Here is a 17474-nt window from a genome sequence, read left to right as displayed (position 1 = left end):
TGGCTATACTCTACATCTATACCCATCTGTTCAAGTGTCAAAATAACTTCCCTCCTTACTTCATTTCCTGCATCCAGTGTCGTTATATCAAAATATCCCCCTTCATCTAATATCTCTGTCCGCTTCTCATCTTTAAATATAAAAAACTCCAGTTCAGGTCCTACATAAAATGTGTATCCCTTCTTTGCTATCTTCTCTAACTGCTTCTTAAGTATATATCTGCTGTCCCCTTCATATGGGGTCCTGTCCGGATTTAAAATATCACATATCATACCCGCTACTGCCTTCTCCTTAGGGCGATATGGAAGTATGGAAAAAGTAGAGGGGTCTGGCATAGCCACCATATCTGACTCATCTATCCTGGCAAATCCCTTTATGGATGAACCATCAAATCCCATTCCGTCTTCAAGTGCATGTTTTAACTCTTCTACAGTGATTGTAAACCCTTTCATCTGTCCTGTAATGTCTGCAAACCACAGCCGTATAAACTTTACATCATTCTCCTTTACAAGTTTTAAAACATCTTCTTTCGTCAGGTTTCTTTTATTCATTGTAATCTCCTTTTATGTTTATTTTATCATCAATCCTTTTCTTCCAAAAGTTTTCGTACAGATAGAGGAAAAGGACTGAAATAGTTGTTTTAAATTGTATCCCTCTCCCTTGAGGGGAGAGGGGGATGGTGAGGGTGAGACCTTTTACTAATCTTCTTTCCCTGTATGGAGAAGTGATTATAAACATCACCCTACCGTTTTTCTCCTCCTTCATATGGAGAGGAATTATCAGTATTTAACTATTACTTATCCCTCTCAAACTCTCAAATTCTACAGTTTTATAAACAGGGTTTTAATACAACCGCTCCTAATGGGGGTAGTGTAATATTTACAGAAAAAGGTCTATTATGTAATGAGATATTATCTGCCTTTACAATACCAAAATTTCCTGTATTACTTCCCCCATAAAAATGAGAGTCACTATTGAATATTTCCTTATACTTTACTTTTAGAGGAACTCCTATCCTGTAATTATGTCTCGGAACCGGGGTGAAGTTAAATATAGCAACAATAAAATCATCTTTTTTCACGCCTTTTCTTATAAAAGAGACAATACTGCTTTCATAGTCAGAAAAATCAATCCATTCAAAACCATCAGATGAAAAATCAATTTCAAATAATGCTTTTTCTTTTTTGTATAACCTATTTATATCATAGACAAATTTTTTCATCTTTCTGTGTTCTTCTCTATCAAGTAAATGCCAGTCAAGTTCTCTATCATAGTTCCATTCAGATATCTGTCCAAACTCCCCTCCCATGAAAAGCATTTTTTTACCTGGATGGCAATACATATATGTAAGTAAAAGACGCAGGTTTGCAAACTTCTGCCAGTTATCACCGGGCATCTTTGAAAGGAGGGATTTTTTACCATATACGACCTCATCATGAGAAAGCGGCAAGATGAAATTTTCTGAAAAAGCGTATAATAAACTGAATGTCAAACAGTTATGATGGTATTTTCTATATATTGGGTCAAGCGAGAAATAGTAGAGAGTGTCATGCATCCATCCCATATTCCACTTGAAACCAAATCCTAATCCCCCCATATATACAGGTTTACTTACCATAGGCCAGGCGGTTGATTCTTCTGCTATCGTAAAACATCTTGGAAATTTATTATAAATAGTTGTATTAAATCTTCTTAAAAAATCAATCGCTTCAAGATTTTCTCTTCCCCCATATATGTTAGGTATCCATTCACCTTCTCTTCTTGAATAGTCAAGATATAGCATTGAGGCAACAGCATCAACCCTCAATCCATCTATCTGAAAATTCTCAAACCAGTTAATAGCACTATTGATAAGAAAATTACTCACTTCATATCTACCATAGTTAAAAATCGCACTTTTCCAATCAGGATGGTCTCTCTTTTGTGGATAGCAGTGTTCATAAAGATGGGTTCCGTCAAAGTAGTATAGTCCAAATTCATCCTTAGGAAAATGGGCAGGTGTCCAGTCCATAATAACACCTATATTATTTTTATGGAGAAAATCCACAAAAAATTTGAAATCATCAGGTGTCCCAAATCTACTTGTAGGAGCGAAAAAACCGGTCGTCTGGTATCCCCATGAAGAATCTAAAGGATGTTCTGTTACGGGTAATAATTCTATCCAGTTAAAACCAGTTTCTTTTAGATAATCAACAAGCATTTCTGCTATTTCGCGATAGTTTAAGAAAGAACCATCTTTTTTTCTTTTCCATGAACCTAAATGTATCTCATATATAGATAGAGGTTGTTTATATATATCATCATATGGAATTCTTTCCGTTTTATATATATAATTTGAATGATATGTAATAGAAGCATTTGCAGGTCTGAGTTCAAAAAAATTCCCATATGGGTCTGATTTAAGCAATACCATATTATTTTTTGTATGGATTTCAAACTTATAGCAGGAGAGTTCCTTTACATCTGGTATAAAAATTTCCCAGATGCCAGAGTTTCCAAGTTGTCTCATCTGATGTTCTTTTCCATCCCAGTTATTAAAATCACCTTTTACATTCACAGCCACTGCATCTGGTGCCCATACCGCAAAATTGTATCCCTCAATACCATCTACCACTCTTTTATGTGCACCAAGTTTTTTATATATCTCAAGGTGATTACCTTCATTGAAAAGGTAAAGGTCAACAGGACCGAATAATGACTCCTTAAAATAATACTTTCTTTTTTCTATACTATCCAATTTTCTTCCTTTTTCCCAAACCGTATTTTAAAATGATTTATAGCAGGAATTGTGAGTTCCTCACCATTTTTATCTTTAACTGTAATATTGAAAAAAATTGTATCCTCTTCCATAGGTATTATCTCTTGCTTTGGTATTTTTATTTCTATTATATCATTCCATAAGAAGAACAGAGGTTCAGATATGTTAGTTCCATATTTTATATTAAATGTTTTTCTTGATGAATTATGAAAAGAGAGCAGGAATTCTATATCTCTTTCAGAACAATCTATTCTTATATAAAGGTTATTTTCATCATAGCCATAGAATATCTTTTTTACGGGGAGTTCTACAGGTTTAAATGTTGTCCATAAACTGGATACATCTACCTCAATTGCATTATACCACTCATAAAAATGGGTAATTTTGCCATCAATGGAGGGTGTTATATAAGGGAGAACTTCTTCATCACTGTATTGTTCAACAGGTACAGAAAGAAATCCAGGGGGTGTAAGACCAGCGGCCTCATAGATATTCCTTATACTGTTTCTGAAATATGTGTCAAAACGCATCTTTATTTCTTTATCTACAGGTAAACTATACCACCAGAACCAATCACTTGATTCTGCAAGCATAATATATTCTATTATCTGTTTTTTTATTCTCTCATCGGCTGAATTTATACTTTCTTCTACAGACCGTCTTGCTTGTGCCAATATTTCCCATGCTCTATTGGCAGGTCCTTTGCCAATCCAGTTGTCAAAATTCACTCCCATCCAGCTACCAGGAGAGATTCTGTCAAGTGTACTATGGTTTATCTCTTTATTCAGTGCCTCTGAAAAGGTTATAGTTTCAATTGGTGTATTACTGCTTAACATTTCATAAAGTGTGGTGAGGAAATTTCTCCCGTAATCAGGATAGAAGTCCCATGGGTTTTCTCCATCAAGTATAATAGAAAGTATATGGTTGGGATGTCCTTCAGAGATATGTTTTAATCGGTCAAAAAGTTGTATTGCAGATTTATTCTCTTCCATTTTCTGATATGAAAAACCAATCATATCAGAGATGTGGTGGTCCCTGAAGAATATGGAGATGATATCTTTATAATCCCATATGTTATAATGTTCTCTGTTTACCAGTGGTCTTGAAAGTGTTTCTGCCAGTAGATGTTCATCTGTTGCAGTCCATCTAATGCCATATTCAACAAAGAGTTCCAGAATTTCATTACTTAAACTACCTTCAGATGGCCATATCCCTGAAGGTGTCTTATCAAAAAAAGTTTTGTATGTTTCTATCCCTTCTTTAATATGTCTGCGAGCATCTTCAGGATATGAAAATAGCCCTTCTGGAATATGTAAAGATGTTTTTGTGTGTTTTGCAATATCTGTGTTATATATAAGTGGAAGAATAGGATGCATCATTGGGGATATGCTTATTTCTATCTGTCCTGCCTCCATAAGGTTCCTATAACTGTTTATTGTTTCAGATAGGATTTTTAACTCTTTTCTGTACAGAGATATTTTCTCTGAATCATTAAAATCTCTTCCTTTCTTGAGTAGTTGCTCAACTTCCTCATCTATAATTGCAGGATGAAAACATACCAGATGTAAGAGAACCTTGACATCGGAAATATCCTTTTCTGAATAATTATTACTTTCAACCTTGTTAAGTAACAGGTTAATAGCAGGATGTCTTTTGAGAATAAAAGGAGGTAATTCCTTTGCCATCATAAGTACTTCTTTTACACTGTTTTCTTTATCTTCAAGTAGGGATAAAAATCTATCCTCATATTTTCCAGAAGCAACACCCTCTATTTGTTTTAAAAGGACAGGAGTGAGATTGAAGTTAAGTTTCACAGATGGGAACTTTTTTATAATCATAGTCATAGGGTAATAATTGAAGAGTGTGCGAAAAACGAGAGTAGGTGTATTAATTACTCCATTTATTAGATAACAGGGTTGATGCATGTGCCAGAGTATAGATAGATACATCTTTACCTCATAAGAGTATTGTATGTTTTTAGATATTCTTCTACTGATGCTTTCCAGGAAAAGTCAAGGTTAATGATTTTGCTTACCAGCCGTTCCATCTTCTCTTTATTCTTAAAAAGTTGAAGTGCCTGTTCTATCTTTGACATAAATTCTTCACTTCCACCTTCAAATACAAATCCAGTTCCTTCTTCTGTTTCTGGATTATATTCTGCTACTGTATCTGCAAGTCCTCCAACCTTTCTTACTATAGGAATAGTTCCATACTTAAAGCTTATTAACTGTCCAAGTCCGCAGGGCTCAAATCTTGAAGGCATAAGGAAAAAGTCGCTTCCTGCATATATTTGATGTGCTAGTTCTTCATTAAATCCAGATGTAAATGACATCTTTTCTGGTATCTTCTTTTGCCATTTTGATAGAATTTCCTTATATTTTATTTCTCCATCTCCTAATACTACAATCTGTAAGTTATTCTTAAACAAACGTTCCATTATATCAGTGAGATAATCAATACCTTTCTGTTCAGCCAGTCGGCTTACCATACCAAAAACAGGGATATTACTATCTATCTGTAAGGACTGTTTTTTCTGCAGTGCTATTTTGTTTTCTATTTTGCTTTTATAACTTCTGTATTTTTTTGCTATATAATTGTCAAAAGCAGGATTCCATATCTGGTAGTCAAGACCGTTGAGAATTCCTTTCAGTTTGTTCTGATATTTTCTCAGGAGACCGTCAAGGTTATGTCCGAATTCAGGAGTAATAATTTCTTTTGCATATGTTGGACTTACTGTATTTAATGTATCAGAATGTATAATTCCTGCTTTCATAAAATTAACATTACCATAAAACTCAAGTTCTTCCATATTAAAATAGTGCCATGGGATTCCGAGTAAATGAAACTTATCAATAGAGAAGACCCCTTGATATCCCAGATTGTGTATGGTAAAAAGTGTCTTTGCTTTTGGAAAACGTTCTTTATAGTATAATTCAAGATATAAAGGTAGAAGAGCACTATGCCAGTCATGACAGTGGAATATATCCATATCTATCTTTAACGAAATTACTGCTTCAAGTACTGCTTTTGAAAAGAAAGAGAATCTTTCTGCACTGTCAGGATAGTCCTTTCCCCCTGGTCCATAAATCTCGTCCCTATCAAAATATCTATCACTGCCTATAAAATAAACACCAGGGAAGTCCTTACTCTTTGCTAAAAATCCATTTTCTACCCTGCTTTCCAAAAATCTTACTTCTAAAGGGGAAATAATTTCTATCTTGTATTTTCCTTTTATTTGTTTATACAGAGGGATAAACATATATATATTTTCTTTGCTCTTCAGATATTTATACAGCGCTCCTACAACGTCAGCCATACCACCAACCTTTACAAATGGAACTGCTTCTGCAGAGACCAGAGCAATGTTCTTTTTTCTCATATTTTATCCTCCTACAACCTAATTATAAGATTGTGAAATTTACTGGTTTGGACAATCTATACATTAAGGGACTTAAGAAACTCTGCTGCTTCTTCAGGTGGGGTAGGATTTATATAAAATCCTGTTCCCCATTCAAATCCACCCTGTTTTACAAGCCGTGGTATTATCTCTATATGCCAGTGATAGTCCTTCTCTATTGTCTGCCAGTATCCTGGACGTTGATACCTGCAAGGAGCGGTGTGAATCATAAAATTATAAGAAGGATTATTAAGTCCTTTTGATATTTTCTTAAATGTTTTAATAAGTATCTCTGCGAGCAGCTCTTTTTCTCTCGGTGTGATATAGTCAAAATCAGGGGAGTGTCTTAAAGGAATTAAAGATAATTCAAACGGGAATCTTGAAGCAAAAGGAGCAATAACAATAAATGACTCATTCTGTTCAACTATTCTTTTCCCGCTGTCAATCTCCTGGTTTATTATGTCACACCAGACACATCGTTCCTTATACTCATAATACCATTTTGCTCCGTTGAGTTCTTCCTTTACCCTTTTGGGAACAACAGGAGTTACTATAAGTTGAGAATGAGGATGGGATAGAGAAGCACCGGCTTCTTTCCCAAAGTTTTTGAAAACAAGGATATATCTGAAACGGTTATCTTTTTTTAGGTCAATACATCTTATCTGATATGTCTCAATAACATTTAACATAGTTGTTAGAGAGAAGTCCTTTATATCCATAAGTTCATTTGCTGGATTTTTATGTACTGGGGTTTCAATTATTACTTCATGTGCTCCTATACCATTCATCATATCATACATACCTATTCCTCTTCTGTTAAGGTCTCCTTCTATTCTTAAAGCAGGAAATTTATTGGGGACTACCCTTACTTCCCATCCAGGAGTATTGGGTTGTGTACTTCCGTATCTTATAGCAAATATCTCAGGAGGTGTTTTATCCTCATTACCAGGACAGAAAGGACAAAATGTTTCCTGTGGTACTTCAGAAACAGCAACAAAATCCGAAGGTCTAAATTTTCTTTCGGTTGCTATTACTACCCATCTTCCTATTACAGGGTCTTTTCTTAATTCTGACATATACACCTCACCATTTGTAGTTTTTTGGTATTACAACAATTCCATTTTCAGAGACAACAAATCTTTTTCTATCTTCTTCAAGATTATATCCAATTTCAGTATAGGGAGGGACTATTACATTTTTATCTATTATAGCCCTCCTGATTTTTGCATATCTTCCGATATTTACATTTTCAAATAGTATGCTGTCAACAACCTCTGAATAACTGTTTATTCTTACATTTGGAGCAAGAACACTGTGTCTTACTGTTCCACCACTTATGATACACCCACTTGAAAGCATTGAGTCCGTAACAGACGCCTTTCTATCTTCCCATGAGAATACTGTCTTTACAGGAGGGTACTGAACCTGAAATGTTCTAATAAGCCAGTCCCTGTCATAAAGATTTAACAGAGGGTCTATATTTACAAGGTCCATATTGGCTTCCCAGTAAGCATCTATTGTCCCTATATCTCGCCAGTATTTTGTTTCCTTTTTATTCTCATCTATGAAACGGAACCCGTATACATTATAAGTTTCTATCATTGAAGGTATAACATCCTTTCCAAAATCATGAGTACTATCTACTCTTTTTGCATCTTCCATAACTTTTTTAATAAGAACTTCCAGATTAAATACATATATACCCATTGAGATGAGTGAAACCTCAGGATTTTTAGGGTCAGGTATGGGCGTAGATGGTTTTTCTTTAAAATCAATAACACGATTATTTTCGTCTAATTGTAGAACACCAAATCTATATGCTTCTTTAATTGGAACCTCAAACACACTGATGGTTAGGTCTGCCTTCTTTTCAATGTGTGCATTTATTATTCTTCTATAGTCCATCTTATAAACTTGGTCCCCTGAAAGTATAAGTATCAATTCTGGCTTTTCGTCCTCTAATATGTTTATATTCTGAAAGACAGAGTCAGCAGTTCCCTGGTACCACTCTTCACTTATTCTCTGCTGTGCAGGAACAAGGTCAATAAATTCTCCTAATTCCCTTGAAAATATATTCCATCCTTCTCTTATATGTCTTTGAAGAGAAAGGGACTTATACTGTGTAAATATATAAATTTTTCTTAATCCCGAATTTATGGCATTACTTAATGGGAAATCAATAATTCTGTAAATCCCCCCAAATGGAACAGCAGGTTTAGTTCTATCTCTCGTAAGGGGATAAAGTCGTTCTCCTTTACCACCTGCTAATATAAATGTTGTTATGTCTTTTAAATTCATTTTCTACTCAGTATCGTTTTTACCTTATCTTTTAATATTGTTAAATCAGAACTTTTGATAAGATACGCATCAGCAGCCCATGTTAAAAATTGGTCTTTATACTGGGGATATGCCGTATATATAATTATAGGTAAATTTCTCTTTTTAGTCAATATCTTTCCCAAAGTTTCAATTCCGTCCATCTGTGGCATCTGGATGTCTATTATAGCAAGGTCAAATTTTTCTTTCTCTATTAGTCCTATTGCCTCATTACCGTTAGTACAGCATGTTACTTCAAAGCCATCCTTTTCAAGTTCTTCTTTATAAAGTAATCGCTCATTATCTTCATCTTCTACTATCAAGATTCTTTTTTTATCCATCTCATACCTCCTTTTTATAGAGGAAGATATACATTTACGGTAGTACCCTGCTGTTTAACAGATGTTATCTCAAGTTTTCCTCCATAATTTTCTATTATGTTGGAGACGATAAACAGCCCGAGTCCAAATCCCTCTGTTTTTGTGGAAAAGAATGGTTCTGTTATATGTGGAAGAACTTCATCAGGTATACCTTTTCCTGTATCCTGTACTGTTATTTTTAGGTATACACCCTCTATAACAGCAGATATTTTTATAGTTCCTGTATTCATATTTTCCACAGAGTTAGATATTAAATTGAATAATATCTCAAATATCTGTACCCTTTCTGCCTTGATAGATATATTTTCAGGTATATCTACCTTGACATCTATATGTTTTTTTGTGAACTCTAATTCAAAGACCTCAATAATCTCATTAACCACATCAAGTATATTGATTCTCTCTATTTTAAGAGGAGCAAGAAGTGTAAATGTAGATAGTTTATTTAATATCTGCTCTAATTTTTTCATCTCTTTAAATATAATATCTGCATCTCTATGTATAGTATCAAGATTGTTTTCACCTGCTATCCTTTTTGCAAAGCCACCTATGGTGACGAGAGGATTTTTTATCTCATGTATAAGATAAGATGCCATCTTTCCTATAGTAGAAAGTTTTTCTTTTTTTACCAGTTCTTCCTGGAGTTGTTTCATTGTATTATGCAGTTCTCTCAATTCTTCAAGTTGCTGTATTACTATATTGTGGGTAGTAGCGTTTTCCAGTGCTATACCTGTCTGTATACTTAATAAAGAAATGAGAAGTATTGTGGATTCATCTATGGGATTATAGTGAAAGGCATTATCTGCCATGATAATTCCAATTATATCTCTGGATGAAAAGATGGGTACTATTACTATTTCAGATGGTATTATAAAACTCTTGATTGCATCAGGAAGAAGAGAGATATCTTTTGTATCAGTTAGATGGAATATTTTTTTTTCAACAATGGCTCTCTTTAGATAGTTGTTTTCAGATATATCGTCAAGATTGATAACTACCTGTTTGATTAACTGAGGGAATCTTTGATTTGCAAGTTCTTCTTCAAGATCATGTTGAAGATATTCCTCAAGTGATATATGGTTTTTACTGAGTTCTTCCCATATCTGTGCTGCTTCTTTTTCATCAAAAGGACCTATTCCTTTTTTGCCATAAATAATATTTTTCTCTTTATCATAGTAGAATATAGCGGCTCTACTTAATCCCAGTGCACCGTTTGCTGTAAGTGCAGTTAAGGTTACATTCAGAATTTTTCCTTCATTGAAGGTTTCTTTTATTGCTTTTGAGATGGTGTGGAGCAGATATAATTCATAATTCAACAATCTACATTTTTCTTCAAATGTTTTTATCATCCATTCACCTTCCTGTTTATATTATATCTACTTTCTCTTTTTTCATCAATATTTTGTATGTACAGTGTAGATATGTAATCAACGCGCGGAGCCATTTCTCTTTCTTCCCTGAGGAATTTTATTAAGGGGGTATATTTTCCTGTATTTTAAAAGGGATTATCTACAAGAAGTAGGCGGTATTATAAAGTATGTATCAATAATAAAAAATAGGGTATAATGGGATTAGAAACAGGAGGTTAAAATGGAAAAGAGAAGGATTATAATGGTGATATGTATTATATTTATTATGGTATGTTCTATATCCTGTAATCGTAAGAAGAAAGTAGAGGAAGAACTCACCCCTTTTAATGCACTGGAAAAATATGGGGGTGTGATGGGAACTGCGATGAAAAAATCAAAGGCAATGGATGATGTGCTCTATCTGAAAAATAAGATAAACACATTCCAGATACAGGAGGGTAGATATCCTTCTTCTTTGAATGAACTTGTTGAGAAACATTATATTGAAAGGATACCTGAACCGCCAAAAGGTATGAGTTTTAGATATGACCCTTCAACAGGTAATATAAATGTGCAATGACTTTGAGAATAGTTAAATGATAATTGACTATAGCAGTGGTTTTTTTCTCGGTTTACAATTTGGGGTAGTACTTATAATCATTGGTGTGGAGTTTTATTTTTGTGTTTTTGATAGGTATCTTGATAAAGAAATAGAAGGATTGGAACTTTTTATACTCTCACTCATAACTATTCTGTGTATATTATTTTCTTTACCTCTATCTCGTTTTTCCATCGGATTCTGGAGTGTTTTACCAGTACCTCTCGGTTATGTTATCTTTCGCATTCTTGAAAATCGTGGCATAGAATTGGATTTTAAAAAAAGGACAGAGAAAAAAATCAGAATACTCAAGGAAAAAGCAAAAAGAAATCCATATATACCTGAGATATTTATAGAAATAGGTGATATATATTTTAACTTAAACAAATATGAAGAGGCACTACCATATTATTACAGGGCGAAATCTATTAAGGATAGTGCAGAGATTACTCATAAGATAAAAATTGCGGAGAGAGAAAACAGGATACAGAAAGGAGAAATATGGATATGTAGCGAATGTGGGACAACAAATTCTGGCAGTTCTGAAGAATGTATAAAGTGTGGCAACAATATCAAACCCTTGGTTTCTATAAAACAGGACATTATGAAGCATAAGGAAGAGATAAAAAGGTTGATAATCTATGGTTTTGGTGTTCCGCTCGCAGGTCTTTTGCTTATAATATTGCTAAAAACACTACTTCCTGATGCGGCTTTTACCTTTACGGCTATAGGTTTATCTCTGGGGATTATGTATATTTTATGGCGTGTGTTCTGGACTTCTTTATAATTTCTATGTAACAATACCACCTTCTTCACTCAAATATATTCCTTTAAGTTTCATCTCTAAACTATGAGGATTTTCAGTATATTTTAGTGCGGTTTCTTCATTAATCATACCTTTATTAACAAGTTCAATAAGCGCATCATCAAAGTCCTGCATACCTTCTGATTTTCCTGCCTTCATTGCCTTTATAATTTTATCGTCTTTACCCTCCATAATAAGTCGGCTGATAAGGGGTGTTACAAACATAATTTCACAGGCAGGTATTAAGTGAACATCCGGATTAATGGAAGGAAGTAAAAGTTGTGAAATCACAGCACGTAGATGCATACCCAGTCCTCTCCGTACCTGATGATGTCTTTCCTGTGGGAAAAAGTTTAATATACGAGATATTGTGAGTGAAACATTAGAACTGTGAAGTGTTCCAAAAACAAGATGTCCTGTTTCTGCTGCTTGTAAAGCAAATTCAACAGTATCACTATCCCTCATTTCTCCTACAAGTATTACATCCGGGTCCTGTCTTACTGCATATTTTAATGCAGACCTGAATGACTCAACATCCACTCCTATTTCTCTTTGAGTAATGATTGCCTTCTCATTTTTATAAAGGTACTCAATAGGGTCCTCTATACACAATATATGACACTGTCTGTTTTTATTAATATCATTTATTACAGCAGCGAGTGTTGATGATTTTCCACTACCTGTAGGTCCTGTTACAAGTACAAGTCCATTTGGAAATTGAGATATTTTTGATACAGCAGCAGGTAGGTTGAGAGAATTAAAGTCAGGTATAACATTTGATAGTCGTCTGGCTACCAGAGATAATGACCCTCTTTGTTTGAATATGTTTATACGGAATCTTCCAATGTTATGAATTCCAAAGGATGTATCAATACTTCCATATTGTTCAAGTTTTTCAATATCAGAAGGATTTTTAAGAATGAAGTTTGTTATCTCCTGCATAATTTCCATAGTGAGTTCTGGTAGATATTCAAGTTTTACAATATCTCCCTTTATTCTTAAAGCAGGATGAGAACCTGTTTGTAAATGGATATCTGAAGCATTTTTCTCCCAGGACATTTCCATCAATTGCACGAGTAAATTCTCTCCCATATACCCCCACTATTTAATAAAGAAAAATTTTTGAAAAAGACAGAGAAGTAGTGTATCATAAAAATATGAAAATTTCTATAGTTTACTTTTCACTCTCAGGAAGGACAAAGATACTTTCACAGTATTTAGCAGAGTATTTAAGAGCAGAGGGATTTTCCGTTGCAGTAAATCCATTAAAAACAAAATCTACCGGCTCTTTCTTAACAAACTGTATATATGCTTTTACGAAGAAAAAGGTTAAATTAGAGTATATACCGGATATTAAACACTCAGATTTTATTTTTCTGGGGTCTCCTGTCTGGGCTTTTGATATTGTTCCTGCTATGCGGGCATTTCTTGAAGAAACAGACCTTACGAATAAAAAAGTATTTTTATACTTGACATATGGTAGTGGCAAGGGCAAGGAAAGAGCAATGTCTAATTTCTCTCATCTTGTAGAATTAAAAGGTGGTAAAGAAATAGGGAAAGCAGATATTAAAGGGAGAAATGTTAAAGATGACTTTGAAAAATTTAAAGAGGAAGTTGTAAAATGTTTAAAACAATTTCAACCGATAAAGCACCATGGGCAATAGGTCCATATTCACAGGCGATTGTAGCAGATAAATTTATTTTTCTATCCGGACAGATTCCCCTTGACCCTCTTACTAATCAAATAGTCAAGGGAGATATAACCATTCAGACACAGCAGGTAATCCAGAATATAATAGTGATTTTAAAAGAGGCTGGTTGTGGTATTGAAAATATTGTAAAAACAACGGTCTATCTTAAAAACATAAATGACTTTGAAAAAATGAATCTTGTATATGCTTCTTTTTTCAAACATAAACCAGCGCGTAGTACCGTTGAGGTTTCAGGCCTTCCCAAAGGTGCATTAATAGAGATAGATTGTATAGCAATCATTCCCCAATGATTTTAATCAGGACTCGTTTTTGTCTTCTTCCATCAAACTCCCCGTAAAAAACCTGTTCCCATGTACCAAAATCAAGTTTCCCATTGGTGATAGCAATTACTACCTCTCTACCCATAACCTGTCTTTTCATATGCGCGTCTGCATTGTCCTCTGACACATTGTGATGATATTGTGATACCGGTTGATGAGGCGCTATTTTTTCAAGCCATCTCTCAAAGTCATTATGGAGTCCCTTTTCATCATCATTTATAAAGACGCTCGCTGTTATATGCATTGCATTTACAAGGCAGAGCCCTTCTTTAATTCCACTTTCATCAACTGCTTTCTGAACTTCTTTTGTAATATTTATAAATTCAATCCGTTTTTCTGTATTAAAGGTCAGTTCTTTTTTATAACTTTTCATTGTTCCCCTCCTGTTCAAATTTGCTATTATAACATTTCCCAATTTATAATTAAAAAGGTATAATAGAAAATCAGATAGGGAGGAAAGATGAGAAAGAAAATATATTACTTTTTGATCTGTGTATTTATCCTTACATCTGTTTTTGCTTATGCAGCGGTTTCAAGGAAATCACTTGTTCAGAGAATCAGAAATGCTGAATATAACCTCAGATATATAATGTCTTCACAGGACTCTGCTATTCCTCAGCAGTTTCTCAAGGATGCCTATGCAATAATTTTTTTAAAACAGTATAAAGGTGGTTTTGTCATTGGTGCAAAGGGAGGAAATGGTATTATCCTTGCAAAAGATAAAGAAACAGGAGAGTGGAGTCCTCCTGCCTTTATGGCAACAGCAGAAGGGAGTTTTGGATTACAGATTGGAGGAAAGGTAATAGATGCAATCCTGCTGGTAATGAATGAAGAAGGACTGACACTTCTATTGAAGTCCCCTGTAAAGATAGGTGGGGAAATATCTGCAGCAGCAGGTCCTGTGGGGAGAGATGTCGGGGTTGGAGCAGGTCTTCCTGCCACAGGACTGTTTATTTACTCAAGGGCACGAGGTGCCTTTGTCGGTGGCTCTATAGAGGGTGGTCTTATTATGTGCGAGAATGAGGCAAACAAAGTTTTTTATGGAATAGAGGATATTACCCCCAGACAGATTCTTCTTGAGAAAAGGGTAACGATGCCTAAAGAAGCAGAGTCCCTTATAAAAGCATTAAAAAAATACGAGTCCTCTAACTAAAAACATCAAATCAGATTATGGAAGATATAAAAAAACAGAAGAGAATTATTCTTTTTTTGCTTATAAATAGTATATATTTTTTCTCCTATTTCCAGAGGGTAGGGGTACCTGGAACAATTTTTAACGAACTCCAGTCAGAGTTTTCTCTTTCTGCAACTGCTGTAACAGGGCTTGCTTCACTTTCCTTTCTTATATATGGTTTTATGCAGATATTTGCTGGAATAACTGCAGACAGGGTTGGTGGTGTATGGACATTTCTTCTCGGTGCTTTTCTTTTTAGTTTTGCATCCATTTTATTTCCTTTTTCTTATAATCCTTTTCTTCTTTTTCTTGCGAGAGGTTTTGTTGGTTTTAGTGCCAGTTTTATTTTTGTAAGTTTGATAAAGATAATAAGCACAATTTTCAAAGAAGAGGAGTTTCCTCTGTACCTCGGGATTTCACTGATTCTGGGGTATTCCGGGGGTGTTTTTGCTACATATCCTCTTGAACGTTCAGTCAGTTTTATTGGATGGAGGAACTCTTTCTTGATAGCAGGTGTTTTATGTTTATTATTTTCTATCTTATGTCTCATATCTTTTAAAACAGGGAAAGATGGTGTTCTTCAGAAGCATACATTTTCACTCCCCCGTTTTTTAAAAGTTGTAAAGAATACACATACTCTCCCTGTTATCATATCAGGACCTGTAAGTTTTGGAATATATTTTCTATTTCAGTCATCCATAGGGAAAAAATTCCTTGAAGATTTTTGCTATTTTTCATCAGCAAAAGCAGCATCCTTTACCTTTATAATGATGTCTTTCAATACACTGTTTGCTTTCATATCCGCTTATACTTCACAGATTACAGGAAAACGTAAACCCATTATAATGTTTTCAACCAGTTCCACCCTTATTGGAATTATCATTCTTTTATTCAACCTTATATTTAATATCAATCCTAAATTGTTCCTTATTTCCTATCTGCTCCTTGCAATCTCTGCTGCTGTTTCTCCAGTGTATATTACAGTAATAAAAGAGATGAATTCTATAGAACTTACTGCTACATCAGTTGGTTTTCTTAATACTGTCTCTTATTTATTTGTCTCATCCATAGGTTTTATTACAGGTCGTATACTTGACCATTTCAGACATATATCTGTAGAGATTTCAGGTATGGTAATTTACCCTGCAATTGCATATAGAACTATCTTTCTTCTCTGCCTTTCTCTATCTTTAATTTCTTTTCTCATATCCTTTTCTCTGAAAGAAACAGGTGTTTCAGAATCAAAATAAAAGGTATAATTATTTTGTAAAACAGATTCATTCTTCTTAAACAGAAGATGGAGAATCTGTAATGATTGCGCCTGTAGCTCAACTGGATAGAGTGGTGGGCTTCGAACCCAACGGTTGCCCGTTCGAGTCGGGCCAGGCGCACCTTTTTTAAATGGGCTATGTTCATTCCATCTTGTCAAAACCATTTTCATGGAGATTATTTCTGAGAAATTCCATCCACTGCAGAATTTGATAGGATAGCAGAACAAAATTAAAGATTCTTTCCATTATAAGGAGGATGACTAAATTTCCTTCTTTCTCGTGGATGAGAAGATTGGCAAAGGTCTCACTTCCCATTTTTCCTCTTTCCCTTCAAGGGTGAGGATAAAAATTTATGTAGCATATACTTATGTCCACTTGACTTATATTTTTTAAATAGTATAATTTACAAAAAAGTAAATAAAGGAGGAAGAAATGGAAAAGAAGAAAAAAGAAGTTTTATATACGGGTTCAGATACAGAAGGAGGGATTACTTCTGGTTATCAGATGAACGATGGAGTGAAGTTAAAGGTCTCTTATTCATTTTTTGGCTCCATCTATGATAAAGATGAAGAGGAAATGGTCCTTAAGGCGATGAAACAGGACTCTCAGACAATGGGACCACAGGTAAAACTTTTTCAGGATGAGTTTGCAAAAAAGTTTGAAGTGAAGTATGCGTTTGCTGTAAGTAACTGCACAACCGCTATGCATGTAGCAACGCAGGCATTTGGGATAGGTCCAGGAGATGAAGTAATAGTAACACCAAATACCTTTATAGCCACATCTCTTGTTATCATTAAAGAAGGAGCAAAACCGGTTTATGTGGATATTGACCCTAAAACATTTAATATAGACCCTGCTAAAATTGAAGCAAAGATAACAGAAAGGACAAAAGCGATATATGTAGTCCATTATGGTGGACAGATGTGTGATATGGACCCTATTATGGATATAGCAAAGAAATATAAACTTTTTGTAATGGAGGACTGTGCACACGCGCACGGAGCAAAATACAAAGGAAGACCTGCAGGCAGTATAGGAGATATGGGATGTTTCAGTTTCCATTCTCTTAAGAATATGACAACACTCGGAGAAGGTGGGATGATTACAACAAATAGTGATGAATTCGCAGAAAAAATTCAACGGTTGAGATGTATGAGTATAACCCACTGGCCTCCAGAACAGAAGATATTTGAATTTTCAGGATTTAAAATGGAAAAGACAGATGTAAGGGACTACTGGATACCTTCACACTTTGATGTTATTGATGATAATGGTAAGTGGGGGAATAATTACAGAATGAATGAAGCACAGGCAGCAGTGGGAAGGGCACAGTTGAGAAAACTTGATATGCTTGTGGCCTGTCTCTTTTTCTTAGCCTGTCTCTTATACACAGC

The 17474-nt window shown here is 34.6% G+C and carries 18 protein-coding genes and 1 tRNA gene; 8 read left to right on the top strand and 11 right to left on the bottom strand.

Features of this window, described 5'->3' with window-relative positions; all coding sequences use genetic code 11:
* The 8 genes from N3D17_07075 to N3D17_07040 form a co-directional block, all read right to left on the bottom strand.
* Positions 1 to 551 (bottom strand): glutamine synthetase beta-grasp domain-containing protein (locus tag N3D17_07075; GenBank protein ID MCX8083132.1); only part of this gene is annotated, 551 nt, incomplete at its 3' end.
* Between the two features lie 278 nt (positions 552 to 829).
* On the bottom strand, positions 830 to 2737 hold the full coding sequence (gene glgB, locus N3D17_07070; GenBank protein ID MCX8083131.1) for a 1,4-alpha-glucan branching protein GlgB: 1908 nt from the start codon (positions 2735 to 2737) through the stop codon (positions 830 to 832).
* Complete coding sequence (locus N3D17_07065) at positions 2725 to 4683, bottom strand: glycoside hydrolase family 57 protein (protein MCX8083130.1); 1959 nt, start codon at positions 4681 to 4683, stop codon at positions 2725 to 2727. Before N3D17_07065 ends, glgB begins: the two co-directional genes overlap by 13 nt.
* Before the next feature lie 26 nt (positions 4684 to 4709).
* Positions 4710 to 6137 carry a glycogen synthase gene (locus N3D17_07060; protein MCX8083129.1) on the bottom strand — a complete coding sequence of 476 codons (1428 nt, stop codon included), beginning with the start codon at positions 6135 to 6137 and terminating at the stop codon, positions 4710 to 4712.
* A gap of 56 nt (positions 6138 to 6193) precedes the next feature.
* The gene (locus tag N3D17_07055) at positions 6194 to 7231 is read right to left on the bottom strand and encodes a DUF4931 domain-containing protein (GenBank protein ID MCX8083128.1); all 1038 of its coding nucleotides are present in this window, start codon (positions 7229 to 7231) and stop codon (positions 6194 to 6196) included.
* A gap of 7 nt (positions 7232 to 7238) precedes the next feature.
* Positions 7239 to 8453, bottom strand: a complete 1215-nt coding sequence (glgC, locus tag N3D17_07050) for a glucose-1-phosphate adenylyltransferase (GenBank protein MCX8083127.1) — start codon at positions 8451 to 8453, stop codon at positions 7239 to 7241.
* On the bottom strand, positions 8450 to 8812 hold the full coding sequence (locus tag N3D17_07045; protein MCX8083126.1) for a response regulator: 363 nt from the start codon (positions 8810 to 8812) through the stop codon (positions 8450 to 8452). The genes glgC and N3D17_07045 overlap by 4 nt, the downstream gene beginning before the upstream one ends.
* Before the next feature lie 14 nt (positions 8813 to 8826).
* Positions 8827 to 10200 carry a GAF domain-containing sensor histidine kinase gene (locus N3D17_07040; protein ID MCX8083125.1) on the bottom strand — a complete coding sequence of 458 codons (1374 nt, stop codon included), beginning with the start codon at positions 10198 to 10200 and terminating at the stop codon, positions 8827 to 8829.
* 241 nt (positions 10201 to 10441) lie between these two features.
* Between N3D17_07040 and N3D17_07035 the strand changes: the two genes are divergently transcribed.
* Both N3D17_07035 and N3D17_07030 read left to right on the top strand, forming a co-directional pair.
* Positions 10442 to 10780 carry a hypothetical protein gene (locus N3D17_07035; protein ID MCX8083124.1) on the top strand — a complete coding sequence of 113 codons (339 nt, stop codon included), beginning with the start codon at positions 10442 to 10444 and terminating at the stop codon, positions 10778 to 10780.
* Between the two features lie 16 nt (positions 10781 to 10796).
* The gene (locus N3D17_07030) at positions 10797 to 11585 is read left to right on the top strand and encodes a hypothetical protein (GenBank protein ID MCX8083123.1); all 789 of its coding nucleotides are present in this window, start codon (positions 10797 to 10799) and stop codon (positions 11583 to 11585) included.
* Positions 11586 to 11588: 3 nt separating this feature from the next.
* Here the strand turns inward: N3D17_07030 and N3D17_07025 are convergent, their stop codons facing one another.
* Positions 11589 to 12695, bottom strand: a complete 1107-nt coding sequence (locus N3D17_07025) for a PilT/PilU family type 4a pilus ATPase (protein ID MCX8083122.1) — start codon at positions 12693 to 12695, stop codon at positions 11589 to 11591.
* Positions 12696 to 12760: 65 nt separating this feature from the next.
* Between N3D17_07025 and N3D17_07020 the strand changes: the two genes are divergently transcribed.
* Together N3D17_07020 and N3D17_07015 are read left to right on the top strand one after the other, a co-directional pair.
* The gene (locus N3D17_07020; GenBank protein MCX8083121.1) at positions 12761 to 13267 is read left to right on the top strand and encodes a hypothetical protein; all 507 of its coding nucleotides are present in this window, start codon (positions 12761 to 12763) and stop codon (positions 13265 to 13267) included.
* Complete coding sequence (locus tag N3D17_07015; GenBank protein MCX8083120.1) at positions 13225 to 13605, top strand: RidA family protein; 381 nt, start codon at positions 13225 to 13227, stop codon at positions 13603 to 13605. Before N3D17_07020 ends, N3D17_07015 begins: the two co-directional genes overlap by 43 nt.
* On the opposite strand, the gene N3D17_07010 is transcribed toward N3D17_07015, so the two are convergent.
* Entirely contained in the window at positions 13592 to 14008 is a 417-nt protein-coding gene (locus tag N3D17_07010; GenBank protein ID MCX8083119.1) for a secondary thiamine-phosphate synthase enzyme YjbQ, read from the bottom strand. The two genes, N3D17_07015 and N3D17_07010, sit on opposite strands and share 14 nt — an antisense overlap.
* Before the next feature lie 87 nt (positions 14009 to 14095).
* On the opposite strand from N3D17_07010, the gene N3D17_07005 reads away from it, so the two are divergent.
* The 3 genes from N3D17_07005 (at position 14096) to N3D17_06995 (ending at position 16200) form a co-directional block, all read left to right on the top strand.
* A complete protein-coding gene (locus tag N3D17_07005) occupies positions 14096 to 14788 on the top strand; it encodes a lipid-binding SYLF domain-containing protein (GenBank protein ID MCX8083118.1) in 693 nt (230 codons plus the stop codon).
* 17 nt (positions 14789 to 14805) lie between these two features.
* Positions 14806 to 16059 (top strand): MFS transporter, encoded by a 1254-nt coding sequence (locus N3D17_07000; GenBank protein ID MCX8083117.1) that lies wholly within the window; start codon positions 14806 to 14808, stop codon positions 16057 to 16059.
* Between the two features lie 67 nt (positions 16060 to 16126).
* Positions 16127 to 16200 (top strand) — tRNA-Arg (locus N3D17_06995).
* A 21-nt stretch (positions 16201 to 16221) separates the two neighbouring features.
* Here N3D17_06995 and N3D17_06990 read toward each other — a convergent pair.
* Positions 16222 to 16395: a hypothetical protein gene (locus N3D17_06990; protein MCX8083116.1), complete on the bottom strand. Its 174-nt coding sequence runs from the start codon at positions 16393 to 16395 to the stop codon at positions 16222 to 16224.
* A 117-nt stretch (positions 16396 to 16512) separates the two neighbouring features.
* On the opposite strand from N3D17_06990, the gene N3D17_06985 reads away from it, so the two are divergent.
* A partial coding sequence (locus N3D17_06985) for a DegT/DnrJ/EryC1/StrS family aminotransferase (protein ID MCX8083115.1) occupies positions 16513 to 17474 on the top strand: 962 nt, incomplete at its 3' end.

The organism is bacterium, assembly GCA_026414725.1.
Taxonomy (GTDB): domain Bacteria; phylum Ratteibacteria; class UBA8468; order B48-G9; family JAFGKM01; genus JAAYXZ01.
This window is presented reverse-complemented; position numbering and strand designations above follow the sequence as displayed.